General features: G+C 56.8%; 18 protein-coding genes. 4 read left to right on the top strand and 14 right to left on the bottom strand.

Annotation, left to right across the window (positions count from 1 at the left end):
* Positions 1–9 precede the first annotated feature (9 nt).
* The 12 genes from BFV65_RS15100 to BFV65_RS15155 form a co-directional block, all read right to left on the bottom strand.
* On the bottom strand, positions 10–630 hold the full coding sequence (locus BFV65_RS15100; RefSeq protein ID WP_048966864.1) for a YfgM family protein: 621 nt from the start codon (positions 628–630) through the stop codon (positions 10–12).
* Positions 631–643: 13 nt separating this feature from the next.
* Entirely contained in the window at positions 644–1,918 is a 1,275-nt protein-coding gene (gene hisS / locus BFV65_RS15105; protein WP_022649001.1) for a histidine--tRNA ligase, read from the bottom strand.
* An 81-nt stretch (positions 1,919–1,999) separates the two neighbouring features.
* Positions 2,000–3,118 carry a flavodoxin-dependent (E)-4-hydroxy-3-methylbut-2-enyl-diphosphate synthase gene (gene ispG / locus BFV65_RS15110; RefSeq protein WP_003860619.1) on the bottom strand — a complete coding sequence of 373 codons (1,119 nt, stop codon included), beginning with the start codon at positions 3,116–3,118 and terminating at the stop codon, positions 2,000–2,002.
* A 26-nt stretch (positions 3,119–3,144) separates the two neighbouring features.
* Positions 3,145–4,155: a cytoskeleton protein RodZ gene (gene rodZ, locus BFV65_RS15115; RefSeq protein WP_023306698.1), complete on the bottom strand. Its 1,011-nt coding sequence runs from the start codon at positions 4,153–4,155 to the stop codon at positions 3,145–3,147.
* A gap of 291 nt (positions 4,156–4,446) precedes the next feature.
* Complete coding sequence (rlmN, locus tag BFV65_RS15120; RefSeq protein WP_003860623.1) at positions 4,447–5,613, bottom strand: dual-specificity RNA methyltransferase RlmN; 1,167 nt, start codon at positions 5,611–5,613, stop codon at positions 4,447–4,449.
* A 147-nt stretch (positions 5,614–5,760) separates the two neighbouring features.
* Entirely contained in the window at positions 5,761–6,192 is a 432-nt protein-coding gene (gene ndk, locus BFV65_RS15125) for a nucleoside-diphosphate kinase (protein ID WP_003860625.1), read from the bottom strand.
* Positions 6,193–6,316: 124 nt separating this feature from the next.
* Positions 6,317–7,192, bottom strand: coding sequence for a 4Fe-4S binding protein (locus tag BFV65_RS15130; RefSeq protein WP_069596813.1), 876 nt, complete (start codon positions 7,190–7,192; stop codon positions 6,317–6,319).
* Complete coding sequence (locus tag BFV65_RS15135; protein WP_069596814.1) at positions 7,192–7,971, bottom strand: dimethyl sulfoxide reductase anchor subunit family protein; 780 nt, start codon at positions 7,969–7,971, stop codon at positions 7,192–7,194. Before BFV65_RS15135 ends, BFV65_RS15130 begins: the two co-directional genes overlap by 1 nt.
* On the bottom strand, positions 7,964–8,593 hold the full coding sequence (locus BFV65_RS15140; protein ID WP_069596815.1) for a DMSO/selenate family reductase complex B subunit: 630 nt from the start codon (positions 8,591–8,593) through the stop codon (positions 7,964–7,966). The genes BFV65_RS15135 and BFV65_RS15140 overlap by 8 nt, the downstream gene beginning before the upstream one ends.
* On the bottom strand, positions 8,590–10,968 hold the full coding sequence (locus BFV65_RS15145; RefSeq protein WP_069596816.1) for a DMSO/selenate family reductase complex A subunit: 2,379 nt from the start codon (positions 10,966–10,968) through the stop codon (positions 8,590–8,592). Before BFV65_RS15145 ends, BFV65_RS15140 begins: the two co-directional genes overlap by 4 nt.
* Before the next feature lie 88 nt (positions 10,969–11,056).
* On the bottom strand, positions 11,057–13,384 hold the full coding sequence (gene pbpC / locus BFV65_RS15150; RefSeq protein ID WP_069596817.1) for a peptidoglycan glycosyltransferase PbpC: 2,328 nt from the start codon (positions 13,382–13,384) through the stop codon (positions 11,057–11,059).
* Between the two features lies 1 nt (position 13,385).
* Positions 13,386–18,338, bottom strand: a complete 4,953-nt coding sequence (locus tag BFV65_RS15155; protein ID WP_069596818.1) for an alpha-2-macroglobulin family protein — start codon at positions 18,336–18,338, stop codon at positions 13,386–13,388.
* A 286-nt stretch (positions 18,339–18,624) separates the two neighbouring features.
* On the opposite strand from BFV65_RS15155, the gene BFV65_RS15160 reads away from it, so the two are divergent.
* From BFV65_RS15160 to BFV65_RS15175, 4 genes are all read left to right on the top strand, one after another.
* Positions 18,625–20,169 (top strand): PTS transporter subunit EIIC, encoded by a 1,545-nt coding sequence (locus tag BFV65_RS15160; protein ID WP_032623770.1) that lies wholly within the window; start codon positions 18,625–18,627, stop codon positions 20,167–20,169.
* A 12-nt stretch (positions 20,170–20,181) separates the two neighbouring features.
* Complete coding sequence (locus BFV65_RS15165) at positions 20,182–21,549, top strand: 6-phospho-alpha-glucosidase (protein WP_058676978.1); 1,368 nt, start codon at positions 20,182–20,184, stop codon at positions 21,547–21,549.
* 89 nt (positions 21,550–21,638) lie between these two features.
* The gene (gene sseA / locus BFV65_RS15170; RefSeq protein ID WP_023300716.1) at positions 21,639–22,484 is read left to right on the top strand and encodes a 3-mercaptopyruvate sulfurtransferase; all 846 of its coding nucleotides are present in this window, start codon (positions 21,639–21,641) and stop codon (positions 22,482–22,484) included.
* Positions 22,484–23,254, top strand: coding sequence for a MurR/RpiR family transcriptional regulator (locus BFV65_RS15175; protein WP_023300717.1), 771 nt, complete (start codon positions 22,484–22,486; stop codon positions 23,252–23,254). Before sseA ends, BFV65_RS15175 begins: the two co-directional genes overlap by 1 nt.
* A gap of 17 nt (positions 23,255–23,271) precedes the next feature.
* Here BFV65_RS15175 and sseB read toward each other — a convergent pair whose 3' ends face one another.
* Complete coding sequence (gene sseB / locus BFV65_RS15180) at positions 23,272–24,048, bottom strand: enhanced serine sensitivity protein SseB (RefSeq protein ID WP_032623766.1); 777 nt, start codon at positions 24,046–24,048, stop codon at positions 23,272–23,274.
* 96 nt (positions 24,049–24,144) lie between these two features.
* A complete protein-coding gene (gene pepB / locus BFV65_RS15185) occupies positions 24,145–25,431 on the bottom strand; it encodes an aminopeptidase PepB (protein WP_022649015.1) in 1,287 nt (428 codons plus the stop codon).
* Positions 25,432–25,452: the final 21 nt, after the last annotated feature.

Genomic DNA, 25,452 nt, shown 5'->3' on the forward strand with positions numbered 1-25,452 from the left:
GGGTCCCTCTCAGACGGACAAATTATTTATTTTCATCTGCATCATTTCGCTCAGCGCAGGTGAAGCTTTACTATCCACGCCAGCTTGCCACGCTTTACGCGCGCCCGCTTTATCCCCCTTACTCAGCAGTGCTTCACCGCGAAGATCGGCGACAATAGCGGCAAAGCCATCACCTTTGATGGTATCAAGCGTTTTCAGCGCGTCGTCGGCTTTTTTCTGCTGAACCTGAATACGTGCCAGGCGCAGATTGATCACCGCTTTCAGATTTTCGTCACTGGCAGCAGCAAGCCCCTGAGCCAGTTGCGCAGCGGCTTTATCCAGTTCGTTTTTATCAACATACTGCTGAGCCACTTCCAGCGCAGCCAGCGCACCGTAGGTGTTTTTGTTGTCAGCGGCAAATTTCTCCGCAGCCGTCAGCGTTTGCGGCTGATCGGCACGGATTGCGCTAACGGTGTTTTCGTAGTTCAGGGATGAACCGCGAGCAGAGTCAGCCTGATGATTGTTCCAGTAACGCCAGCCAACCAGCGCACCAACACCTAAAATAACCCCTACAACCAGTGCCTTGCCGTTTTCAGCAAAGAAGCGTTTAACCGCATCAACCTGGTCGTGTTCGTTCTCGTACATTTCCACGCAGTCCTTCTCCTTAGCCCAATAGAGTGCGCAAGTGCGCCGCAACGCCATCCTGCGTTACCGTAGTTTGCTCACCAGAGCGCAGGTCTTTAACCACCACTTCGCCGTTGGCCACTTCGGACTCACCCAGCACCAGTGCAATACTTGCGCCCCACTTGTCGGCACGAGCAAACTGTTTTTTAAAGTTGCCGCCGCCGTGGTTGGTCATCAGCTTTACGTCCGGCAGCGCATCGCGCACGCGTTCGGCAAGCTGCATCGCCGCAGACTGCGTATCCGCACCTGAGGCCACCAGGTATATATCGACAACAGGATCGGCTTTAAATTCCGGATTAACTGCCTGAACCAGCAAAACAAGTCGCTCAAGGCCCATCGCGAAGCCTACAGCCGGTGCTGCGCGACCACCCAGTTGCTCGACCAGTCCGTCATAACGACCGCCAGCACAGACGGTGCCCTGCGAACCGAGGCTGGTGGTGACCCACTCAAATACGGTGCGGTTGTAGTAGTCCAGACCGCGCACCAGACGCTGGTTAACGGTATAAGCAATGCCCGCCGCTTCAAGCAGCTTGCACAGGCCAGCAAAGTGTTCGCGGGAATCCTCATCCAGGTAGTCACCCAGCGCTGGCGCATCGTTCAGCAGCGCCTGTACGTCAGGATTTTTGGAATCGAGTACGCGCAGCGGGTTGCTGTACATACGACGTTTACAGTCTTCGTCGAGCTTCTCTTTGTGTTGTTCCAGGAACGCCACCAGCGCATCGCGATAGTTCGCACGCGCTTCCAGAGAACCGATAGAGTTCAGCTCCAGGGAAACGTGCTCAGAAATACCGAGCGCACGCCACCAGCGGGCAGTCAGCATAATCAGTTCGGCATCGATATCTGGTCCTTGCAGACCAAACACTTCCACGCCAAGCTGGTTGAACTGACGGTAGCGGCCTTTTTGCGGACGTTCGTGGCGGAACATCGGGCCGATATACCACAGGCGCTGCTCCTGATTGTACAGGAGACCATGTTCGATGCCGGCGCGTACGCAACCCGCCGTCCCCTCAGGACGCAGGGTCAGGCTGTCGCCGTTGCGGTCCTCAAAGGTATACATCTCTTTTTCAACCACGTCGGTTACTTCGCCGATCGCGCGTTTGAATAACGGGGTCTGCTCTACAATCGGCAAACGAATTTCGCTGTAACCGTAGCTGCCGAGCACCTGCTTCAGTGTGCCTTCAATGCGCTGCCAGATGGCGGTTTCGCCAGGCAGATAATCGTTCATGCCGCGGATGGCTTGAATGTTTTTTGCCACGTTTATTCTCTTTCTATATACAAAAAAGAACCCAAAGAATGGGTTCAATCATACATGGGAAGCAGCCTGCTTCCCATCACGTTATTTTTCAACCTGCTGAACGCTGATGCGCTGCGCTTCGTCCATCATCGTCGCTTTTGCGCGAATGCGGGCTTCAAGCTGGTCGATCATATCACTATTATCCAGACGATCTTTACGAACGCCATCTTCATAGAGACCACTTTTCTTGTTACCGCCGGTAACGCCCAGCGTGGACACCAGCGCTTCACCCGGACCGTTCACCACGCAGCCGATGATGGAAACGTCCATCGGGGTGATGATGTCTTCCAGACGCTGCTCCAGGGCATTCACGGTGCCGATCACGTCAAACTCCTGACGTGAACAGGTTGGGCAGGCGATGAAGTTGATCCCACGCGCGCGGATACGCAGTGATTTCAGGATGTCGAAACCGACTTTGATCTCTTCCACCGGATCGGCGGCCAGGGAGACGCGTAACGTGTCACCGATGCCTTCAGAGAGCAGCAGGCCGAGACCAATTGCCGATTTTACTGAGCCGCTGCGCAGACCGCCCGCCTCGGTGATGCCAAGGTGCAGCGGCTGATCGATCTGTTTTGCCAGCAGACGATACGATTCAACGGCCAGGAAAACGTCAGACGCTTTCACGCTCACTTTGAACTGATCGAAGTTAAGGCGATCCAGATGATCGACGTGACGCATGGCGGATTCGAGCAGCGCCTGCGGCGTCGGCTCACCGTACTTTTCCTGGAGATCTTTTTCCAGAGAGCCAGCGTTTACGCCGATACGGATTGGAATGTTTTTGTCGCGGGCGCAGTCAACAACCATGCGAATGCGCTCTTCGTTGCCGATGTTGCCTGGGTTAATACGCAGACAATCGACACCGTATTCAGCGACTTTCAGCGCGATACGGTAATCGAAGTGAATATCGGCAACCAGCGGAACGCTCACCTGCTGCTTGATCAGTTTGAACGCCTCAGCGGCGTCCATGGTCGGCACTGAGACGCGAACAATGTCCGCGCCGACGCGTTCTAATGCTTTGATTTGATTAACCGTCGCTTCTACATCCGTAGTACGCGTATTGGTCATCGACTGGACGGCGATAGGCGCCCCATCGCCGATTGGCACGTTCCCAACGTAAATCCGTTTCGATTTTCTACGTTGAATAGGAGCCTGGTTATGCATGTAAAATCTCCCGCATTGCCCGTCTGTTACTGTGCTGCTGATTGTTCGGCATTAACGGTAAGACGCGCAACCTGGTTAGTTCTGATAAAGCGGCTCAGATCGACAGGTTTTCCTTGATACTGGATCTGTACCGCTGCCGGTGCGCCGATTTTAAGCTTGTATGGTGCCTGGCCCGTTAGATTTAACGTGCCATCTTTACGTTGCAGGCCGCTGAACAGCTTTTTACCTGTCGCGTCAGTCACTTCCAGCCAGCAATCAGCCGTGAAATTCATCACCAGCGCATTCGGGTCAACGGCAGGTGCCGCCGTACCCGCCGGGTCAGTTGGCAGTGACGCCGCGGTGTTATCTGCCGGTGCCGTTGCCGCAGGGGCGGTATCAACATTGGCCTGAGAAGGTGATACGACCGCGTTCTGATCCTGGGCCTGGGTAGCCGGTGCGGTATTCGCCGTCGATTCTGGCGTCGCCGCTGGATCGGTTGCAGGCGTGCTGGTTGCTGTCGCCTGAGGTTCGCTGGAGGTCGCAGCCCCTTCGGTGCTCAGCGGCACGCTTTGCGCGCCGTTAGTACCAGACTGATTAAGCTCAGCGGAGGACTGATCGGCCATGGTGGTGATCTCTTCCTGTTGCGCTTTGTGGTTTTGCCACCACCATGCGCCCGTCAGGCCGACAACCACGAACAGGACCAGCCAGGTAAAGCTCATCAGCCAGCCATCGCGTTTTTTACGACGTTTGCCCAGAGAGAAGCTCTGCATCGGCGCAACTTTTGCCGCACGCACAGGCGCCTGCTTCTCCATCATCGGCAGTAATTCGTCTTCAGGAATATGAACCAGTTTGGCGTAAGAACGGATATAACCGCGCAGAAACGTTGAAGCCAGATCGGCGGGTGCCTTATCTTCTTCAATGTCGCGAACGGTGGAAACCTTCAGGCACAGGCGTTCTGCAACGGCTTGCTGGCTGAGTCCGAGTTGTTCACGGGCGTTGCGAAGACGAACGCCAGTGGAGAGTGCTGCATTTTGATCGTGAGTGGCTTCAGTATTCATTCGCTACAACTACTGGTACGTGAAAATAAGGGTTCAGGTGCCGGTGAGTCACAATGCCACCCGCACCGCGAAACTTTAGGTCAGTTAACCTGGAACAAACAGTATAAGACTGTCGGGCCGCAGATGACAGCGCTGGCAGGCCTTCACGCTAAACTGTTGTTACGTCGTTACATACTGCCCGAAAGTCGTATGAAACGCACCGTAATTATTAATCAGTCGTGATGATTGTGGCTGGTTATTCAGTAAATTAATGCTTCACGGCGCAAAAAATGCGCCGTGTCTGCATAATAATCAAACGGTTTTAACCGCGATTGACTCACCCTGCATACGCTTACGCAGCGTACGTTTGGTACGGTCAATAACGTCACCCGCCAGCTGACCACAGGCTGCGTCGATATCGTCGCCACGCGTTTTACGTACGATGGTGGTGAAACCATACTCCATCAGCACTTTTGAGAAGCGATCGATACGGCTGTTCGAGCTACGGCCATACGGCGCGCCCGGGAACGGGTTCCATGGGATCAGGTTGATCTTACATGGCGTATCTTTCAGCAGTTCAGCCAGCTCATGTGCATGCTCGGTACCGTCGTTAACATGATCCAGCATCACGTATTCAATGGTCACGCGGCCCTGGTTAGCGTTGGATTTCTCCAGGTAACGCCGCACGCCAGCCAGGAAAGTTTCGATATTGTACTTTTTGTTGATCGGCACAATTTCGTCACGGATGGCGTCGTTTGGCGCGTGAAGAGAGATGGCCAGCGCAACGTCAATCATATCGCCCAGTTTGTCCAGCGCAGGCACCACGCCGGAAGTAGAGAGCGTAACGCGGCGCTTGGACAGACCAAAACCGAAATCGTCGAGCATAATTTCCATCGCCGGAACGACGTTGGTCAGGTTGAGCAGCGGTTCACCCATCCCCATCATCACCACGTTGGTGATTGGACGTGTACCGGTGACTTTCGCCGCGCCCACGATTTTCGCGGCACGCCAGACCTGGCCGATGATTTCCGACACGCGCAGGTTACGGTTAAAGCCCTGCTGCGCCGTAGAGCAGAATTTGCACTCCAGCGCACAGCCCACCTGAGAAGAGACGCACAGCGTGGCGCGATCGTCTTCCGGGATATACACGGTTTCAACACGCTGATCGCCAACGGCAATGGCCCACTTGATAGTGCCATCTGAAGAGCGCTGCTCTTCCACCACTTCCGGTGCGCGGATTTCCGCCACTTCTTTAAGCTTATTGCGCAGCACTTTGTTGATGTCCGTCATGTCATCAAAGTTGTCGCTGCAATAGTGGTACATCCATTTCATGACCTGATCGGCACGAAACGGCTTCTCGCCCATCTCTTTAAAGAACTCGCGCATCTGCTGACGGTTCAGGTCCAGCAGGTTAATTTTTCCATTTTTATTGGGAACCGCAGGAATGGCGACTTCGGAGGTATTCACTAATTCAGACATAATTTTTTCCGGCCTCGTTGTTACACGTTGTGGCCCTTGGTGGGTTGAAAAGAAACGCCCCGGTAAGCAGTCTGCTCGTCCGGGGCGTTGCATTGTACAAAGTCTGGCGCAGGGATGCCACGTTTGCACGCGGCATTTACGAAATTATTAGCGAGTGCGCGGGCACACTTCGCCTTCTGCAAAGAAGAACGCGATTTCGCGCGCAGCAGATTCAACAGAGTCGGAACCGTGGGTGCCGTTCTCGGTGAAGCTGTCTGCGTAGTCAGCGCGCAGAGTACCTGCCAGCGCGTTGTCCGGGTTGGTTGCACCCAGCAGATCGCGGTGACGCTGTACCGCGTTTTCGCCTTCCAGTACGGATACCACGATTGGGCCAGAAGTCATGAACTCGACCAGACCGTCAAAGAATGGGCGACCTTCGTGCTCAGCGTAGAAACCGCGAGCCTGTTCAACGGTCAGGTGCAGCATTTTGGTGCCAACGATCTTAAACCCTGCTGATTCAAAGCGAGCGAAGATGCTGCCAATAACGTTTTTTGCCACCGCGTTTGGTTTGATGATGGAAAAAGTACGTTCAATAGCCATTGATAACCTCTGTAAAATGTTCTGTTGTTTTTGCATACCTGAGTATGGTGTGGCGCGGATTATAAAGAGCAATAGCGCCATTGCCTATGGTTATGCATAACATTTTTTTAAAATGAGACGAAGATTAGCAACAGCTCGTATTTCGCATGCCGTACTGATGGTGAAAACAGAGCGGACACTGCTTTTCATCAGAACTAAATGACCAGAAATGGCGGTGGCACGTCAAACAAACGGCTTCATATGCCGGTATGGTCACGCTTTTCGCTGTCCCGTCTGTTTGCATCACGTTTATCGCCGCATGCTGGCATACCGCTTCGCAGCCGCCACACCCCGTACAGCGTCCGGTTTCCACGACCAGTTCAGCGTTCTCAAACCGAATCGCGTTTTCCGTACAACTCCGCCAGCACGCGCCGCAGAGTACGCAGGATTCGGTATCGAGAGTTATCTCTGCCTCGCTAAATGCAGAAAACGCCCTGCGCAGCTCACGCTGACCGGGCACGACGCAACAGACCCGGACATCCTCACGGGGAACGTGCATCAGCGCACGCCGGGCGGTATTTACCTCGTTGACGGGTATATGTTTAAACGCCCACGCTGCTTCACCACGTCGACGAAGCGCCAGATTCAGCCGGGCAATCGCCAGCAACCAGTCAGGATTCTGCTCCGCGTCGATACTGATAAAACGAACGTAGTGCTGCGCGTGCCACAGCAGAAGCTCATTCACCCCTGGCGCACGGTCAGTAAAAGGCCCAACAAGCGTATCGCCACACAGAAAACGTTTTCGCGGCGTGATGCCGGTGATGGCTTCAGCGGGGCAGACAAACAGGCAGTCACCGCATTCAATACAGCGGCTGTCATCAACCGAGACGCCGGTGGCGTTAAAAGAAAAAGCCTGCACGGGACAGACGTCCGCGCAGGCGCAGCAGGAAGAGTGGCGAAAACGGCGACGGACGCACGCATGCGTCACGTCCATCGCCGGGGCAAAGGTTAATCCGCCCATCAGCCAATACTGAAGAAAACAAAGCGCAGCATCAGCTCACCCACAATCAGCAAGGCGCTGCCCAACAGCATTGTGCCTCGCGCCGCTTTTAAGCCGCCCGCAGCAAAGCACAGCATACCCACAACGGAAACGCACCAGCTCAGCAGATGCACGGTTCGCAGTTGCTCCAGCATTTGTAACGGTGCGTGTGGGAACGTCATAACGGTGTTGTCCATAGCCGTAATATCTGCCAGCCAGACGGGCTGCATCACCAGACGTGCAATCACCAGCAGCGTGATAATGACAATCGCCGTTCGCACGCGAGTCTGGGAACGTGCCCCAACGGCCATGCAGGCTGAACCGATAATTCCCACCGAACCGATAAACAGCACCAGGGTATTAATGTGATGCCACGTCACCACGGATGCATGCATGTAGATCTGCGCCATGCAGAACACATCCACCAGCCCGACAAGACCTGCCACAACCAACAGCGGCTTCCAGCCTGGTTTTTTGACAAACATCAGCAGCGTTGCGAGGCCAAGTGCCGCAAGATAAAGACTGGCAAAGATAATCTCACGGCTCAGCCAGGAGCTGGATACGTGACGCAGCGCGTTGAACGCATTAAGTGGATAGCCCATGTGCAACGCGGAGGCGAGCAGACCGAGGCTGGCCAACACAAACGCTCCGGCAGCCGGCAGCAGCACGCTGCGTTGCGTGCTTCCGAAGGCCAGCCACAGCGTAACGCCAACCGATCCTTGCAGGAACAGCGTAAAAATCAGCAGCGGTAACTCATGCATGACGTTTCCCCTCTTTCTCTGCGCCCTGATGCGCTTTGATCACCAGGTTCGGTTTGGTGATGGAGGAATCAGGCAAGCCTTTCACATCACAGACCGCACCATACTTCACCCGCAGTTCATCAATCGGCCCGAATTTAATCGCTTCGAGTGGACAGGTTGCCACACAGACAGGCTGTTCCCCCTTCGCCTGTAGATCCACGCAGAAATCACATTTGGACATCTGCCCGGTCTGCTCGTTGAGCTGTGGCGCGCCGTAAGGGCATGACCACGCGCAGTAGCCGCAGCCGACGCACTTATCAGTATCTACGCGCACAATACCGTCCCCCGGACGCTTATGCATCGCGGTGGTCGGACAGTTTTTGGTGCAGATTGGGTCGGCACAGTGGTTACAGGAGATAGAGAGCGTGTAGGCAAAAACGTTATTGCTGACGCCGCCCTGCCCGGTCGGGATAAAGCTCCCGCCATTAACTTCGTATACGCGACGGAAACGACGTCCGACCTCAAGGTTGTTTTTATCTTTGCACGCCACCTGACATGCTTTGCAGCCCGAGCAGCGAGAAGAGTCGATATAAAAACCCAGCTGTTTGTCGCTTACCGGTGCGTAATGTTTAAACTGACTCATGCTTTAGCTACCTCCACCAGCATGGTTTGATGGGAATTCCCTTTCGCAAGCGCGGTAATACGAGCGGAACTGAGCACGTTCGCGCAGCCGCCCTTATCAATACCCTGCTCGTCCGGCTGCCACCAGGCACCTGCCTGCATGGCCACAACGCCTGGAATGATGCGCGGCGTGACCTCCGCCGGGATCTCGCAAATGCCGCGCGCGTTATGAATACGCACGGTATCTCCCTGCGCAATGCCGCGTTTTTGCGCATCCTGCGGGTTGATCCACAGCTTTTGCTGCTGCGCCTCAATTAACCACGGGTTGGCGTACTGGGTGGAGTTTGCGCGGTTTTTTCCTTTCCAGGTAATCAGCTGGAGCGGGAAGCGTTTCGCCAGCGCGTCTTCCGGCCCTTCATGGGCAGGCACGTAGTGCGACAGCGCCGGAATTTCCGGGTGATGCATGTCGTACAGACGCTTCGAGAAGATCTCAATTTTTCCGGACGGCGTCGGGAACGGATGATTCTGCGGATCGCGAATGTTGTCTTCAAAGGCGACGAACGGCGCGCTTTTGAAAAGGTGCTGACGCGTCTTCTGTAGCGTCGCGAAGTCCGGCAGGTTTTCGTCAGGCATGGAAAGACGCGTCTGCTCCCAGATGTGCTCAATCCACGCTTTTTCGTCACGCCCTTCACTGAACGCGGGTTCGACGCCAAGCTTAGCGGCGACCTCCCGCAGCCAGTCGTAGTCTGAACGGCGTTCAAATTCAGGTTCAATGAGCTTTTCTGACAGGATCAGATAGCTTGCCGTGCCCCAGGTTTCGCCGATATTCCAGCGTTCCATAAAGCTGGTTTCCGGCAAAAGAAGGTCGGCGTATCGGGCGCTCGGCGTCATAAACAGATCGCTTGCGACGATAAACTCGATTTTCGACTCGTCTTCCAGGACACGGGTTGCCTGATGAAGATCCGGGTTCTGGTTAGCCAGATAATTTCCCGCCAGCGAGAACAGGATGCGGATATTGCTGTCCAGCTTTTCGGCATCCTTCAGGCCGACGTCCGCGGTGACCTGAGAGGCATCGTCGGCGGCCTGCACCCAGTTCATCACCGATATTTTGGCTTTGACCGGGTTGTCCGGCATTTCTGGTCCGGCGGCAAATTTCCGGTTTGCGCAGCCGCCATAGCCTGCTGCCCAACCGCCTTTCACCCCGACGTTACCCGTGAGCGTAGCCAGCAACGTCGAGCCGCGCGCGGTGCGCTCGCCGCAGTTATGACGCTGCGGTCCCCAGCCCTGGATCAGCGCAGCGGGTTTGGTGGTTGCGTAGTCGCGCGCCAGTTGCCGAATTGTTTGTGCAGGCACGTGGGTGATTTTCTCTGCCCACTCGGGCGTTTTCGCCACGCCATCTTTTGCGCCGCTCAGGTAAGCCATCAGGGATTCATTGGCCGGAACGCCTTCTGGCATAGTGTCTTCGTCAAAGCCCAGGGTGTAGCGCTGAATAAAGTCGCGATCGTGCAGGTTCTCCGTGACGATCACATACATCATCGCGTCCATCAGGGCGTTGTCCGTGGTGGGAAGCAGCGGGATCCACTGATCGGCCAGGGAGGAAACCGTATCGGAATAGCGAGGGTCGACAACAATAAAGCGAGTGCCGTTTTGCTTCATCTTCTGGTAGAAGTGGTTGCTGTGACCAAAGATCGTTTCCGTCGGGTTATGTCCCCAGAGGATGACCAGTTTGGTGTCCAGCAGCGTGTCAAGAGAGCTGCCGCTGGCAGCGGTGCCATAGGTATACGGCGTTGCTGCCGCCGTGTTACCCATACTGACCGAGTGATAGCTTTCGAGATAGCCGCCGGTTAAGTTGAGCAGACGACGAACCATTTTATCGCCGGAAAAAGTCCCGCCGGACACAGCGGTGCCCACATGAACATAGCGTGAAGCCGCACCGTATTTTTTCGTAATAGTTTTTAATTGATTCGCAATAAGGGTGGTGGCTTCATCCCAGGTAATACGCTCGAATTTTCCTTCGCCACGTTTCCCTACACGTTTCATTGGGTATTTCAGTCGATCGGGATGGTAAACAAATTTCCGATAAGCCCGGCCACGCACGCAGGCACGCATTACGGGCATTTGCGGATCCAACGCGTTATCCGGACGCGTAGAAATTCGGGTCACAACGCCCTCACTGACGTGAGCACGAATATCACACTTGCCGCCGCAGTCAAACGTACTACAGGTTTGCACCACTTTTTCTTCAGGCGCAGTGTCTGAAACCGCCGCGCCCTGTGCCTGTACTTTGCCGGTTTTGACGACAAAAGGCAGAGCGGCGAGCGCCGATCCTGCCTGAATAAACTGACGCCGGGATATGGCGGGAATAGTCCCCTCTCCCTGATGTTTATTTTTTTCCATTGCTCGTTCCTTAAAATAAAAACGCATTCTCGTTTTTTTTCAGGAACGGATATTGATAATTATCAAGCTAACTCTTGAGGAGTAACACTTAGCGATCTAACTCAAAATTGACCGTCGCCGTTTGTCCGGTTTCATCTAATACAACTAACTGATATTTACCCGGTAAATATAATTGCAGTGAATAATTCTTCTGATGTCCGTCCAGCGGTTCTCCATTCAAAAACCACCATCGTTGCCCCTCCCCGCCGCTGGTTGAAACGAACAGGGTCATGTTTTTCTCACCCGGAAGACGTTTAATTACCGCCCCTTCTCTGACGCCTGACAACATCAGCGGCGCCGCATTATGGTTATCCAGCGGAGGGCAAACCGCTGAACGGGCGGGGAGACGAGCTGCCCGTTTTTCGGCAGCAGGCAGCCAGGGCTCCAGAGGCAGCGGCCAGACATCCAGCACTTTTTCTGTCGCATCAGGACAATCCGCTGCGACGCGTTTGCCTTCTTTATCCAGCCAGACCGGGAAACGGATCCCGCGAATCCCCTCTTGTTCCGGCAGCAGCAGCGTAGGCGGTTCACTGCCTTCCAGCAGCCAGGTTGACAGCCGACGCCGACAGTTTTCGTTCCCTTCAGGCAGGGACTGGCCCCCCGGCCAGCAAATCACGCCCCGTCCTACGCTTGCAGGACGCGGATCGCGCGGCAGACGGGCTTCATCCACCATCGAGCGGGACTGAAGCATGTTATTGACCTGATTCAGGAGCGGAACTGCGCTGGCGAAACCAAACTGCCCGGCAACGGGCGTGCCGTCCGGACGTCCGGTCCAGATTCCAATGACATACCGGGCGTTCAGCCCGATGGCCCAGGCATCCCGGTAGCCATAGCTGGTGCCCGTTTTCCACGCCAGCGGCGCAACCTGGGGCAGCGCACTGTCCGGCAGGGGCTGTGCTTCACTGGCGAGAATGCGACGAATGATCCACGCCGCCCCCTGCGACAGCAGCGGACGTTCGATCAGCGGATCGCCCGGCTGTAAACGCAACCGGCCCGCCTTACCCTGACGCGCAAAGGCACTATAGGCGGCAGCGATATCAGCCAGGCGTGCGCCTGCGCCCCCCAGGATCAGGGAGAGGTTGGGCTGCGCCCCCGCGGGGAGTATGAGCGGTAATCCCGCGTTGCTCAGCATGCCTGCAAAACGTTTTGGGCCGTACGCTTCCAGTACCTGCACCGCAGGCAGGTTGAGGGAACGCACCAGGGCTTCGCTCATGCTGACCGGCCCATGGAAACCGCTGTCAAAGTTGCCGGGGCGATAATCCCCCGTTTTTCTTGGAACATCCTGTAATAACGAAGCGGGATGGATCAGGCCATCGTCCAGCGCCATGCCATAGATGAATGGCTTGAGGACCGATCCCGGCGATCGGATCGCATTGACCATATCCACGTGACTAAAGCGACTGTCATCATTGATATCTACCGAGCCTACCCAGCCACGCACTTTCATGGATGTATGATCCACGACGATCATCGCCAGCGAACTGCGGGCAGGCAGGCGCGATTTCCAGTTCATTGCCAGCTCTTCAAGCTGTCGTTGCAAAGCTGCATCCAGCGTGGTGACTATTTTTGTGTCGCGGCTTTTACTCAACATCATGCGGGAAAAGAGCGGCGCCAGCTGCGGCATCTGCCGTGGGGCCAGCCAGACCGGCTCTTCACGGGACTCTTTCACCTGCTTCTCAGACCAGACGCCCTGAGTCAGCATGCGGTCGAGCACTTTGTTCCGCGCCGCTTCGGCACGTTCCGGCCAGCGGTCGGGGCGCAGACGGCTGGGTGCCTGTGGCAGTACAGCCAGCAGCGCCGCGTCGGAATAGCTCAGCTGAGACGGCGGTTTGCCAAGATAAGTCCAGCTTGCCGCGCCCACGCCCTGCAACGTGCCGCCAAACGGGGCACGGTTGAGATACAGCGTCAGGATTTCACGCTTGGAGAGATGCCACTCCAGCTGCATCGCCCGCCACAGCTGACGAATTTTACCGCCAAAGGTACGCGGATGCGGATCCAGCAGGCGTGCCACCTGCATGGTAAGCGTGCTCCCGCCAGAAACCACTCTCCCGGCGGTGAGATCCTGCCAGGCGGCACGCAGTACAGAAAGCGGATTGACGCCAGGGTGATCCCAGAACCAGCGATCTTCATACTGGATCAGCGCCTCAAGATAGCGTGGGGAAACCTCTTCAATGGTAACCGGATAGCGCCAGATGCCTTCGCTGTCGGCAAAACGCCACAACGGAACACCCTGCTCATCCACCACCACTCGCGCAGGGTTGACCTCTTTCAGGGGCAACGGCCACACGCGGTCAGCGGCGACAATCAGCCCCCCTGAAAAGAGAAGCGCTCCCGCAAGCCACAGCCAGCGGGAGCGAATCAGGCGTGCTATCTGCATCTTACGGAACAACGATCAGCGGGCCACTGGCCGCCCCCGTTGCCCGCCACTGCGGAACATACATGGACTCGACCATAGGAACAGGCACCTGGTAGGTTCCTGGCGTAACGGCACGGGCCAGGTAAACCAGCGTGACCGGCTGACCTTCATTGACCGGCACGGCGGCCACAAAGCGATCGTCGCGGAATTCCATGTGCTGAATATCAGACTGTTGCATCTGATTCAGCAGGTTTTGCACTTCACTGCCGCTGTCCTGCAAGCTGGCGCTGCTGCTCGCCAGATTCTGGTTTTCCAGCTCCAGACCTGCCGGGAGCAGATCCACCACCAGCGCATCCGGTACGTTCTGGCTGGCCTTCACTTCCAGCCACACCAGAACCAGCTCACCGCTCTTAAGTGAAGAGAGCGACTTGCTGCTGCCGTCTGTCGACAGGATATGACGTTCAATCTGCAAGACGTGAGAAGATGGCTGGGGCGCATACTCCGGATAGCCAGTAGTGTCCAGTCGTACCCACAGCGGCGTCGTGCCGGTATTCGTCACCTGCAAGGCACCAGGCTGGTCGCCGTTCAGGTTTTCTACCTGCGCTTTATCACTGCTCTGGGTCTGTTCAGAGAGGGTGGTCGTTGCCTGCCACGCGCCTGACAAGGTTTGCAGTGAACGTCCAGCCAGGAACAGCGCATTGCTCTCCTGGGTTGACAGCCAGCGCTGGCTGAACGCGTCTTCAGATAACGCGTTCAACAGCCTGTTTTGCGCATCCGGCAGCAGCTTGTACTCTTCCAGCAGGGAGAGCATCAGGGCATTATCACGCAGCTGGCTGCCGTAATCCGCCATCCAGTTTCGGCTGTCGTTACGGGGTGTTTTGAGAGCCAGATCCAGCGCCTGCTGGCTGCGCGGTGTATCCCCCATCAGTTTGAGTGCCATGCCCAGCTGCATCAACGGAAGCCCGGAAGCGGCCTGAGCGTGGCGATCCCAGATTTCACGCAATGCACCGAGCGGCGCTTTTTGCTGACGAGCCAGCACCAGCGAAGCATACGCCTGGACAGCAAATTTGCTGGCCTGGGTGTCGTCGCTGTAGCGGATGGACATCATCCCCGGATCCTGTAAATAGCGCAGCAGTCGGCTGTTGGCGTTATTCACCGCCTCGGCAGGCACGCTGTAACCCTGCTCCCCTGCCCGCACCAGGAAGTCCGTAACATAGGCGGTCAGCCAGTACTCTTCCGGGCCGTTTTTATCCCACAAGGCAAAACCGCCATCGTCACGCTGCATTTGCAGCAGACGGGAGATGCCGATATCAATGGCCGCACGGCGTTTATCGTCGGTGTCGCCTTTAATGCCCAACGCCGTAAGCTGTGCCGCGTTGGTGTAGAGGGACGGGAACAGGCCGCTGGTGGTCTGCTCAAGACATCCGTATGGATAGGCCTGAAGTTCACGAATGTAGCGCGCCAGGTTCAAAGGTGGTTTACCGCTGAGCAACAGCTGTCCCTGTAGCGTGGCAGGCGAGAAACCGTCGATATGCTGTGCTGGCGCGCTCCAGGATTCGCCAGGGTTCAGCATCGTGCCCGTATTCACCGTTTGCGCCGGGAATGCGGGGCGTACACCAATTTTCCAGCTCTTCTGCTGCGGCGCAAACGTCTCACCAGGGAGCTGAAGCCCCGTCACCTGAGCAGTTACTTCACCATCGCCATAGCCTTCCAGCGCGCGCACCGGAATAAACAGAGTGCTACGAGCGCCAGGCGGCAGCTTAACCGGCTCTGGCTGAGCACCTTCGAGCGACACCTTACCGGTTGCGGTTAACGCAATGTTCAGCGTTTGCGGCTGGTCAGTAAGGTTGGTCAGGTCCAGCGTCAGGCGAGAGGTATCGCCACTTGCGAGGAATCGCGGCGTGTTAAGCTCGGTGATAATCGGAGCCGCCACAATGATTTTGTTTTCGCTGCTGCCGAAATCGTCTTCCGTCCAGGCCTGCGCCATCAGACGCAGTTCGCCGTTAAAATCGCCAATCGGCAGCGTGATGGTGCCTTCACCGTTGGCATCAAGCCTAACCGGCTGCGCCTGCTGAGCAATAATGGTGACATGGTTCACCGGTGGCTTACCGCCGCGTTTCAGTTCATCGCCGTCTCCGCCAAAGCGCAGTGCGGCCAAACGTCCCTGACCTTCAATCACCTGGCCATAAACATCATAGATGTCCGCGCCATAGCGCTTCTGACCGAAGAAAGCTTCCCACGGATCCGGCGTGACGTAGTCGGTAATGTTCAGCACGCCGCTATCAACAGCCGAGACCAGCACGTTCACCTTCTGTGGCACAGCCCCCTCTTTTACGCTGGCTTTCACTTTCACAGAAAGCGTCTGGTTCGGACGCATTTTTTGTGGGTTATCAAGTGCGATGCTCAGGCGACGATTTTCGTCCCCCATTGGCAGATGCAGCAGACCAACCGCGCGTTTTGGCGTGGCGGATTTAGATTTATCGCCAGGACGAACCACCAGCGTGCTGAGGTAGAGATCGTGACGTTTCCAGGCCTTATCCACCGGAATGGCGAGATCCAGACCGTTAACCGGTACGTCGATCTCTTTCCACCACAGTGGCCCTTCGCTGGATTCGATCATTGCATAGCCCTTGCCTGCGGCCGGCGCTGCAATATGCAGGTTGATGGTATCGCCTGGCTGATAGGATGGCTTGTCCAGTTTCAGCGTCACACGATCCGGGCGAGCAGCACCCGTGCCATCGCTGTTATCCTGCCAGCTGTACCCCGCCCAGAAGCGCACGCTGCTGACCATGTTATCAGGGGCTTTCACTTCCAGACGGTATGAGCCCCACTCCACCGGGAAGGTGACTTTACCGGTTTCATCGGCCTTGAGGTTAAGTTCCTGCTCGCCCTCAACGAGATCTTTTTGATCAAACTGAGACTGCCAGCCCTCGCTCTCGGACCAGTTCCAGAAATAGTCGCGACGCTCACGGACCAGACGCACCTGCAGACCAGATACCGCTTTTTTCGCCCCGCTGGCATCGGCATAGACGATGTCAAAGCTGGCGTTGCCGTTCTCATCGACAATCGGCTGGTTGACGGTGGTATCGGTGCGGTAGTCGTACACGGCCTTGCTGGCGAACTGTGGGCGGATCCCCGGAAGTTCAGCCGCAGGCCAGATAGCCTGCTCGGCGCGTCGCGTTACCGGACGCCCGCCTGATTCCAGCAGGCTGGCTTGCAAAATCAGTTGCAGCGGCGAGTGCACCTCTTTCCACTGGCTTTCGGTGGTAACCTGTCCGCGCCCCTGTTCGTCCAGCGTAAGCTGCACTTCATCCAGGCTGCGGCTCAGGTTCTCCTCGGCAATATCACCGAACTGGAAGCCAGGCAGTGCAGGCACCGCGTCACGTAGCGGACGCAGGAAAAGCTGGCCTTGCAGAGAATTACCGTTAGCCGGCGCGCCATACAGGTAATAGCCCACAACGTTAAAGTCCACATCCTCCTGCGGGGAAACCGGCGTTTTTTGCCCGGTCAGATTCAGCGCCATACGCTCAGGCATAAAATCTTCGACGTGGAAATCCCACATGCGCTGCTGGTTATCCCCCGTATTGGCGCGAATATGCCACATGCCGGTCTGGGCGCCGCTATCAAGCGAATAGTTGAAGCGATAAAGGCCGTTCTCAGGTTGCACAACGACCGTACGCGCTACCTGGCCGTCCGGACGCAGCACGTCAAGTTTTACCGGCTGCTCGGGAAGCGGTTTGCCATCGCTGTCGCGAAGCAGGCCGTTAAGGATCACCGTTTCACCCGGACGATAGAGATCGCGCGGGCCAAACATAAAGAACTGTTTGCTGTAACCCGGGTTACCGGCGATATCAAACTCCGCCAGATCCAGCGCCGGAAGTTTGAGATCAAGAAGCGTGGTCTGGCCATCTTTACTGGCCAGGATCAGCGCGGCTTCTTTATCGGTTTCCAGTTTCGCATGACCATCGGCGTCGCTGTTCGCCTCGGCCAGAGTCTGCCCTTTATCGTTCAGAAGGGTAATGGTCACGCCTGACTGCGCCGCACCGTTTTCAAGACTCTGGGTGAAGATGTCCAGGCGGTTATGATAACGGTGAGCGGACAGCCCAATATCACTTAAGGTAAAGAGCGTCGCGGCGTTACTGTAGTTATAGTGACCAGCCTGATTCATCACGGCGATATAGACGCCAGACTGCTGGAGCGGCTTAATATCTTTGAGCGGCAGGAGCAGTTTTTCACGCGTGTTGCGCGCCGGGTTGAGGTCGAAACGGCCGGTGTAGACCAGTTCCGCCATCTTCAGCAGGTTGTCAGATTCCCAGTTGGTCAGCGAGTTACGGTACTCCCACTGGCTGACAAACGAGGCCAGCGACTCCGGCTTAACGCGGTAGAAGTTCACGTCCACATTGTTGACGTTGAGCGCCATCACCGGCAACCCTTCCACCACTTTACCCGGCAGCAGCGATCCGCGGCTGGCGAATCCGACCGTCGGTTCAACATCCCGGGTGGTGATCGCTTTTTCATAGTCAATGCCGAATGTCGCTTTGTTCAGCGCGAGCAAATTACGCTCGACGGTGACGACCAGATTACGATTCGGCTCCAGATGGCGCAGGCGCAGCTCTTTCAGATTGGAGGCCAGTTCCCAGGCGCCGTCCACTTTGCCACTTTTTTTATCCACCACATGCACCGTTTTCGCAAAATCCTGGCTGGGATCCAGCGGTACAGAGAAGGTCAGAACCAGTGTCGCAGCACCGTCGAGTTGCACTTCAGAGGCATCCAGCAGCGTCAACGCCTTACCCTGACTCTGCGCGGCCAGCTTAGCCAGCTTTTCAGGATCCGGTTTTGCCGGGGTTTTCTGTTCTGATGTAGTAGACGCTGCGGGGGCAGCGGCCTGAGGTTTGTCATCGCTGTTATCACAGCCGGCAAGCGTAAAGGTGGTGAGCAGCGCGAGAGAGATCGCAGCTAAGCGAAACGGTTTCATCCTATGTCCCTGGCCTGAGGGGCCTGTTGGTCGTCGTCCGGATAAGTATTATCCGCAAGTTTCGTTAATACAAAAAGTCCAATTTTATAATCTGGAAAGCGCCTCGCAGAATGGCATCGCGCTCGCATGCGAGGGTGGAACCGCGATCACACAGCGTAACGTAACATGTTACCTTTCGCGTCATTTGTTTTTAAAACAAGAAGATAGCTGGATAAGCTCGCATCATGCCTGCTAGTTTTATGACCATGACGCACCCCGAGTGCGCGGTTCAATAAGAGAGAAAGCCATGCAACGAGCCGTGAACGCCCTACAAAATTTCGGAAAATCACTTTACGGACCTGTACTTATCTTACCTATCGTCGGTCTGTTTATCGCCTTTGGGAATGTGCTGGGTAACGGCAATCTGGCCGAGTACCTGCCGTTTCTCGGCCATCCGCTGATCCAGAGTGTCGGCCAGTTGATCGCCAAATCTGCCGTGTCGGTGCTGGTCAACCTGGCGCTGGTGTTTGCCGTCGGGATCCCCATTGGCCTGGCAACCCGAGACAAAGGCTACGCGGCGCTGATTGGGCTGGTGACCTTTATCGTATTCATTAACGCGATGAACGTGACGTTACAGCTTCAGGGAGAACTGGCCGCTGCGGAGCAGATGAAAGCCGCCGGACAAAGCATGGTTCTGGGCGTCCAGGTGCTGGAGATGGGCGTTTTCGCCGGGATCCTGACCGGGGCGCTCTCCGGTTATCTGTACAACAAATATTCCGGTGTCCAGTTTAACGGCGCGATGGCGATATACTCCGGCCACTGCTTTGTCGCGATTGTGATGTTGCCAGTCTCTATGCTGCTCGGCGTGGTCATGAGCGAACTCTGGCCGTACGCACAGCATGGAATAAGCGCCCTGGCGCTGGCGATCAAAGGGTCCGGTCCGTTTGGGGTGGCGATCTACGGTTTCCTTGAACGCATTCTGGTGCCGACGGGCCTGCATCATCTGGTCTATACGCCGTTCCTGTATACCGAACTGGGCGGTACGCAGGAGGTGTGCGGTACGGCTTACCAGGGCGCGCGCAATATCTACTTCGCCGAGATGGCCTGCCCGGACGTGAAGCAGCTCAGCAGCACCGTGGTGTGGGATGCTCGCGGCATCAGCAAGATGTTCGGCCTTCCCGCCGCCGCGCTGGCGATGTACATGACCGCGAAGCCAGAGCGTAAAGCGATTGCGAAAGCCATTCTGATCCCGGCGGCGCTGACCTCGCTGCTGGTCGGCGTAACCGAGCCGATCGAGTTCTCTTTCCTGTTTGTCGCCCCGCTGTTGTTCGTGGTGCATGCGGTGCTGACCGGCATTGGCATGATGCTGTTCACCCTGTTTGGCGTTCACGCCATCGGCGCCAACGGAATTATCGATTTTATCCTCTACAACCTGCCGCTCGGCACGGAAAAGTCCAACTGGCCCATGTACATCGTGGTCGGGCTGATCATGTTCGCCCTTTATTTCGTGGTGTTCCGCTTCCTGATCCTGCGTTTCAACATGAAAACGCCCGGTCGTGAAGATGACGATCGGGAGACGCGCCTCTACAGCAAACAGGAATACCAGGCGAAGGGAAATAACGACGGGCTGGGCGAATCGATCGTCGTCGGTCTGGGCGGTCGGGAAAACATTCAGGTGGTTGATAACTGCTATACCCGCTTACGCGTCACGGTGAAGGACGTCGCCATCATCGACGAACCGCGCCTGAAAGCGACCGGCGCGAAAGGGATTATCAAACAAGGTAACAACGTTCAGGTGGTCTACGGGCTGCATGTCAAAAAAATGCGAGAAGCCGTTGAGACGTTTCTCTGAAAGGAGCTAAAGATGTTAACCCCCCCATTCATTCTGTCGATTGCCGGCGGCGGCAGCACCTACACGCCAGGTATAGTGAAAAGCCTGATGGTACGCCTGCACGATTTCCCCCTGGCAGAGATTCGCCTGTATGACATCGACGAGGCGCGCCAGAACACCATTGCGCCCGTAGTGGAAAAGGTCATTCGCGACCACAGCCAGAGCATAAAATTCACCGTCACCAGCGATCCGGAGGTGGCCTTCAGCGGTGCGCATTTTGTTTTTGCTCAGATGCGCGTCGGACAGTACAAAATGCGCGAGCAGGATGAAAAAATTCCGCTGCGCCACGGAGTGGTCGGCCAGGAAACCTGCGGACCCGGCGGGCTGGCATATGGCCTGCGTACGATCCTGCCGATGGTAGAGCTGATCGATCGGGTGGAACGCTACGCGCACGAGAAAGCGTGGATCGTAAACTACTCCAACCCGGCGGCGATCGTCGCTGAGGGCGTGCGTCGCCTGCGCCCCAACGCACGCGTGCTGAACATCTGCGATATGCCTGTCGCCGCGATGCGCAATATGGGCGCCATTCTGGGCGTGGACCGTCATAAACTGGAGGTGGACTATTTTGGCCTCAACCACTTCGGCTGGTTTACCCGCGTGCTGGTGGACGGCGAGGACAAATTACCGGAGCTGCGTAAACATATCGCGAAGTTTGGCCTGCTGACGGAAGATGCGGCAAAAACCGACCCGCAGCACTCGGATCCGTCGTGGGTGAAAACCTGGCGCAACATCAAGCCGATTATGGATAACTTCCCGGAGTACCTGCCGAACCCGTATCTACAGTACTACCTGATGCCGAACCAGATTGTGGAGCATCAGAACCCGGACTATACCCGTGCCAACGAAGTGATGAACGGACGTGAGAAAAAACTCTTCGCCGCTGCCGAAGAGTACCAGCGCACTGGAATTTTACCGGATGCTTTCCACGTAGGTGTCCACGGTGAGTTTATCGTCGATGTCGCCTGCTCGCTGGCATTCAACCTGCGCCAGCGTCACCTGGTGATGGTCGAAAACCGCGGGGCGATTACCAACCTGCCTTATGATGCGGTGGTGGAAGTGCCTGCCTATATTACCTCCGAAGGACCAGAGCCCGTCCGCGTGGGTCGGGTGCCGCTGTTCCACCAGACGCTTTTACAGCAGCAGTTGGCCTCTGAACAGCTGCTGGTTGAGGCGACCATCGAAGGCAGCTATGAGAAAGCACTTCAGGCGTTCACCCTGAACCGCACCGTGCCGACCATGGAGCACGCAAAAGCGATTCTGGATGAGATGATCGAAGCCAACCGCGACTACTGGCCAGCGCTGCAAAAGGCATGGCAGGACGGTGAAGCGGTGAAAAAATAGGGGCTTGCTCGCGAGTTGAACGTGGTTAACTTGTCGGTGTCAGAAAAAACACCGACAATCCTTTTTTACGGAAAAGAATGGAGGCAACCATGTCCACCTCATATTTTGTCGCCGCCGACTGGCTGATTGAGCACGGCGACGACCCGGAAGTTCAGATTATCGACGCGCGCATGGCCCCTCCGGGCCAGGAGCATCGTGACGTTCCCGCTGAATATCGCGCAGGGCACCTGCCTGGCGCGGTTTTTTTCGATATCGAAGCCCTCTCCGATCACACCTCTCCCCTGCCGCACATGCTGCCTCGTCCGGAAGCGTTTTCCGTGGCGATGCGCGAGCTCGGCATCAGCAAAGACAAACACCTCGTTGTTTACGATGAGGGTAACCTCTTCTCCGCCCCGCGGGCGTGGTGGATGCTGAAAAACTTCGGCGTGGAAAAAGTGTCGATTCTGGCGGGCGGGCTTGCGGGCTGGAAGCGCGACGAACTCCCGCTTCAGCAGGGTGACGTCACGCTGCCGGAAGGGGAATTTGATGCCACGTTTGACGCACACGTGGTCAAGCGCCTGACCGACGTTCTGGTCGTGAGCCACGAAAACACGGCCCAAATCGTCGATGCGCGTCCCGCTCCACGCTTCAACGCTGAAGCGGATGAGCCGCGTCCGGGGCTGAAGCGCGGACATATCCCGGGGGCGCTGAACGTGCCGTGGGGCGATCTGGTGTTTGAAGGCGAGCTGAAAACCACCGATGAATTGCGTGCCATTTTTGAACGTCAGGGCGTGGATTTGCATCGTCCGGTTATTGCCAGCTGCGGCTCCGGCGTGACGGCCTGCGTGGTAATCCTGGCGCTGGCAACCCTTGGCGCGAATGACGTGACGCTGTATGACGGCGCCTGGAGTGAATGGGGTGCACGGGACGATCTGCCGGTAGAACCGGCGAAATAATGGATAACCGCCTGGCAACGCTGTTAACACGCGGGTCGTCACTGACCCGCGCGGAGTATCGCGTCCTCGCCCACCTCACTGAGCATCCGCTGCTGGTGGGCAATATCACGGTGCGCGAGCTGGCGCTGGCGACATTTGTTTCCACCGCGACGATTATGCGGCTGTGCCAGAAGCTGGGCTTCAGCGGATTTAGCGAGTTTATCTGGCACTGCAAGCAGCTGCTTTCTGACACGCCGCGGATCACCGTACAGTCTGCGCAACATGCAGAAATGCCCGCGCTTTTTGCCCGGTTTATTGCCAACTATCAGCAGACCTTCCAGTGGGTTACCCAGGACAAACGCCAGCAGTTTGCCAGCCTGCTGCGCCAGAAAGAGAGCTTCTTTCTCTACGGCGCCGGGTTTTCATATCTTTTTGCCGAGTACCTGACCAAGAAGTTGCAGGTGCTGGGAAAAACCGCGTTCATCTCCGGACCGGGGGACAGCCGGAATATTTTTCTCAGCAACGCCGCACGCTATCAGGTATTTATTGCCGTTTCGCGCAGCGGCGAAACGGAGCAGGTGCTGGATAAAGCGCGGATCGCCAAAAACGTCGGCATGACGATCGTCGCGTTTACCCGCGCGTCGGCCAATACGCTGGCAGGTATGGCCGACGTGCATTTTGCCCTCTATGACGAAGCGGTACATTTCGCCGCCGAAGCCGCAGGGGTGACGTCGTTTGAGTCGAATCTGGTGCTGCTGATGGATTTACTGTTGCTGGAAGCAACGGGGTGAAGGTCACCCCGCCGTAATCAGATAATGCGGTTGGTCTTGAGATCGCGCAGGAAGCCGCCCCAGCGACGCTCGTAGAACGGGGTGATGTGCTCGGTAATAAAGTGGCTGATGCCCTGCTCACCTTTCTTCACCTGACAGATATCAATCGGCTCATCGCCCGGCAGGGTGTCGGTTGCCACGCTTCCCGCTGCCTGGATGATCTCGTCGATATCGCCGTCGGCCTCAATCCCTATCAGCAGAACAGGCTTTTCGTCAGCGCTCTCTTTGATAGAGCAGAGAAACGCGCGTTTTACCGGCTTGATGGTTTTAAACAGCGTGGTCAGGGAGTCAATCATCTGCGCGGGCGGCTCGGCCACTTCAGACAGCAGCAGCGTTTCGCCCCCTTCCAGCACCTCCTGGGTGCTGAGCGGGTTGCCCTCGTCACCAATCAGATGGCTGATTTCACGTGGAGTGAACTCTTTCCCGGTCGGCAGTTTGGCGTTGAGGAACAGCGTCTGCCCCAGGGTCATTTCGAACAGCGTGCGCACCGGCATCACCACGAACGCCTGTTCGTCTTCTACCGCTTCCTGCAAAGCCTCGAGCGAGGTAAAGAACGGGATCACCGACGTGCCGTCGTCTTTCTCCCAGTGCAGCAGATCCAGGGCGCTGTCTTCGACAACCTGCTCCCCTTCCGCGGCGGTGCCCGGCACCCAGACGGTGGATTCCAGCAGCGTGCGGAAAAAGGCCGGACGGTGGGCGGGCTCGGTCGCCGCCTGCTCCAGCAGGGTTTCTAATTCGTTTTTGGTTTCTGACATAGTTTGGCTACTTCACAATTGCCCGGCGGCGCTACGCTTGCACGGGCCTACGGGTTTTGTAGGCCGGGTAAGCGTAGCGCCACCCGGCAAAAAAGATCACTCAGCCGTCAGCAGGTTCGCCACGGTACGCACACCCAGACCGGTTGCGCCTGCTGACCACTGCTCAACCGCCGCTTTACGGTAGGTTGCGGAGCAGTCAATGTGCAGCCAGCCTTCATGGTAGTTCTCAACGAAGTGAGACAGGAAGCCTGCTGCTGTGCTGGCTCCCGCCGGGTACGCCGCGCTCGCGGTGTTGTTCAGCTCGGCGAAGTTAGACGGCAGCTGGCTGCGGTGGAACTCGGCCAGCGGCAGACGCCAGAACGGCTCGTTTTCCGCCGCCGCGCTGGCCAGCAGGCGAGCGGCCAGCTTGTCGTCGAAGCTGAACAGCGCATGGTAATCGTTGCCAAGGGCAGTTTTCGCCGCGCCGGTCAGGGTCGCCATGTCGATAATCAGCTCCGGCTTCTGCGCAGAGGCGTCGATCAGGCCATCGGCCAGCACCAGACGGCCTTCGGCATCGGTGTTCATCACCTCAACATTTTTACCGTTGCGGTAGCGAATGATGTCGCCCAGCTTGAAGGCGTTGCCACTCACCATGTTATCCGCGCAGCACAGGTAGAGCTTCACGCGCTTGTTCAGACCACGGGTGATGGCGAACGCCAGCGCGCCGGTAATGGTCGCCGCGCCACCCATGTCGGACTTCATGGAGTCCATGAACGCGCTCTGCTTAAGGCTGTAACCGCCGGTATCGAAGGTGATACCTTTCCCGACCAGACAGGCAAAGACCGGCGCTTCTTTATCGCCGGTTGGGTTGTAATCCAGCGCCAGCAGGACCGGAGGACGCTCGGAGCCACGACCCACGGTGTGGATACCCATGTAATTTTGTTCGCGCAGGTCTTCACCTTTGGTGATGCGGTAGGACATCTTGTCGTCCGCCACGCCGCACAGCAGGTCAACCGCGCGCTGCGCCAGCTGCTCAGGCCCCAACTCTTCCGCCGGGGCGTTGATGGTGTCGCGCACCCAGTCGATAATTTTCAGGCGGCTTTCCAGCTCTTTCTGACCGGCTTCATCGAGGTTCGCCCACTCAATTTTACGGGTGCCTTTCGGGCCTTTGTAACCCGCCCAGAAAGCCCAGCTGCGGTCTGTGTCCCAGCCTTCGCCAGCCAGAGTGACATGCTTAATGCCCAGGCCGTCAATTTTACGCGCGGCGCGCTGGATCAGGCCCAAATCATCGTTACCCGTCAGGTGCAGGGTAATACCGTCGTTATTGATGCTCCAGGTGGCTTTCTCGCCCCAGCGTGCGTCGGCTGGCTGCGTGGAGAGTGTAATCTTCATCGCTTCGGTCATTTTATTTGTCCTTATTAGCAA

Source organism: Enterobacter hormaechei subsp. hoffmannii, assembly GCF_001729745.1.
In the GTDB taxonomy this organism is placed as follows: Bacteria; Pseudomonadota; Gammaproteobacteria; order Enterobacterales; family Enterobacteriaceae; genus Enterobacter; species Enterobacter intestinihominis.

Bases quoted from the DNA above. Each gene is read 5' to 3' on its own strand.
- ispG (WP_003860619.1), bottom strand. From the start codon at position 3,118: ATGCATAACCAGGCTCCTATTCAACGTAGAAAATCGAAACGGATTTAC.
- rodZ (WP_023306698.1), bottom strand. From the start codon at position 4,155: ATGAATACTGAAGCCACTCACGATCAAAATGCAGCACTCTCCACTGGC.
- rlmN (WP_003860623.1), bottom strand. From the start codon at position 5,613: ATGTCTGAATTAGTGAATACCTCCGAAGTCGCCATTCCTGCGGTTCCC.
- ndk (WP_003860625.1), bottom strand. From the start codon at position 6,192: ATGGCTATTGAACGTACTTTTTCCATCATCAAACCAAACGCGGTGGCA.
- BFV65_RS15130 (WP_069596813.1), bottom strand. From the start codon at position 7,192: ATGGGCGGATTAACCTTTGCCCCGGCGATGGACGTGACGCATGCGTGC.
- BFV65_RS15135 (WP_069596814.1), bottom strand. From the start codon at position 7,971: ATGCATGAGTTACCGCTGCTGATTTTTACGCTGTTCCTGCAAGGATCG.
- BFV65_RS15140 (WP_069596815.1), bottom strand. From the start codon at position 8,593: ATGAGTCAGTTTAAACATTACGCACCGGTAAGCGACAAACAGCTGGGT.
- BFV65_RS15145 (WP_069596816.1), bottom strand. From the start codon at position 10,968: ATGGAAAAAAATAAACATCAGGGAGAGGGGACTATTCCCGCCATATCC.
- pbpC (WP_069596817.1), bottom strand. From the start codon at position 13,384: ATGCAGATAGCACGCCTGATTCGCTCCCGCTGGCTGTGGCTTGCGGGA.
- BFV65_RS15155 (WP_069596818.1), bottom strand. From the start codon at position 18,338: ATGAAACCGTTTCGCTTAGCTGCGATCTCTCTCGCGCTGCTCACCACC.
- BFV65_RS15160 (WP_032623770.1), top strand. From the start codon at position 18,625: ATGCAACGAGCCGTGAACGCCCTACAAAATTTCGGAAAATCACTTTAC.
- BFV65_RS15165 (WP_058676978.1), top strand. From the start codon at position 20,182: ATGTTAACCCCCCCATTCATTCTGTCGATTGCCGGCGGCGGCAGCACC.
- sseA (WP_023300716.1), top strand. From the start codon at position 21,639: ATGTCCACCTCATATTTTGTCGCCGCCGACTGGCTGATTGAGCACGGC.
- BFV65_RS15175 (WP_023300717.1), top strand. From the start codon at position 22,484: ATGGATAACCGCCTGGCAACGCTGTTAACACGCGGGTCGTCACTGACC.
- sseB (WP_032623766.1), bottom strand. From the start codon at position 24,048: ATGTCAGAAACCAAAAACGAATTAGAAACCCTGCTGGAGCAGGCGGCG.
- pepB (WP_022649015.1), bottom strand. From the start codon at position 25,431: ATGACCGAAGCGATGAAGATTACACTCTCCACGCAGCCAGCCGACGCA.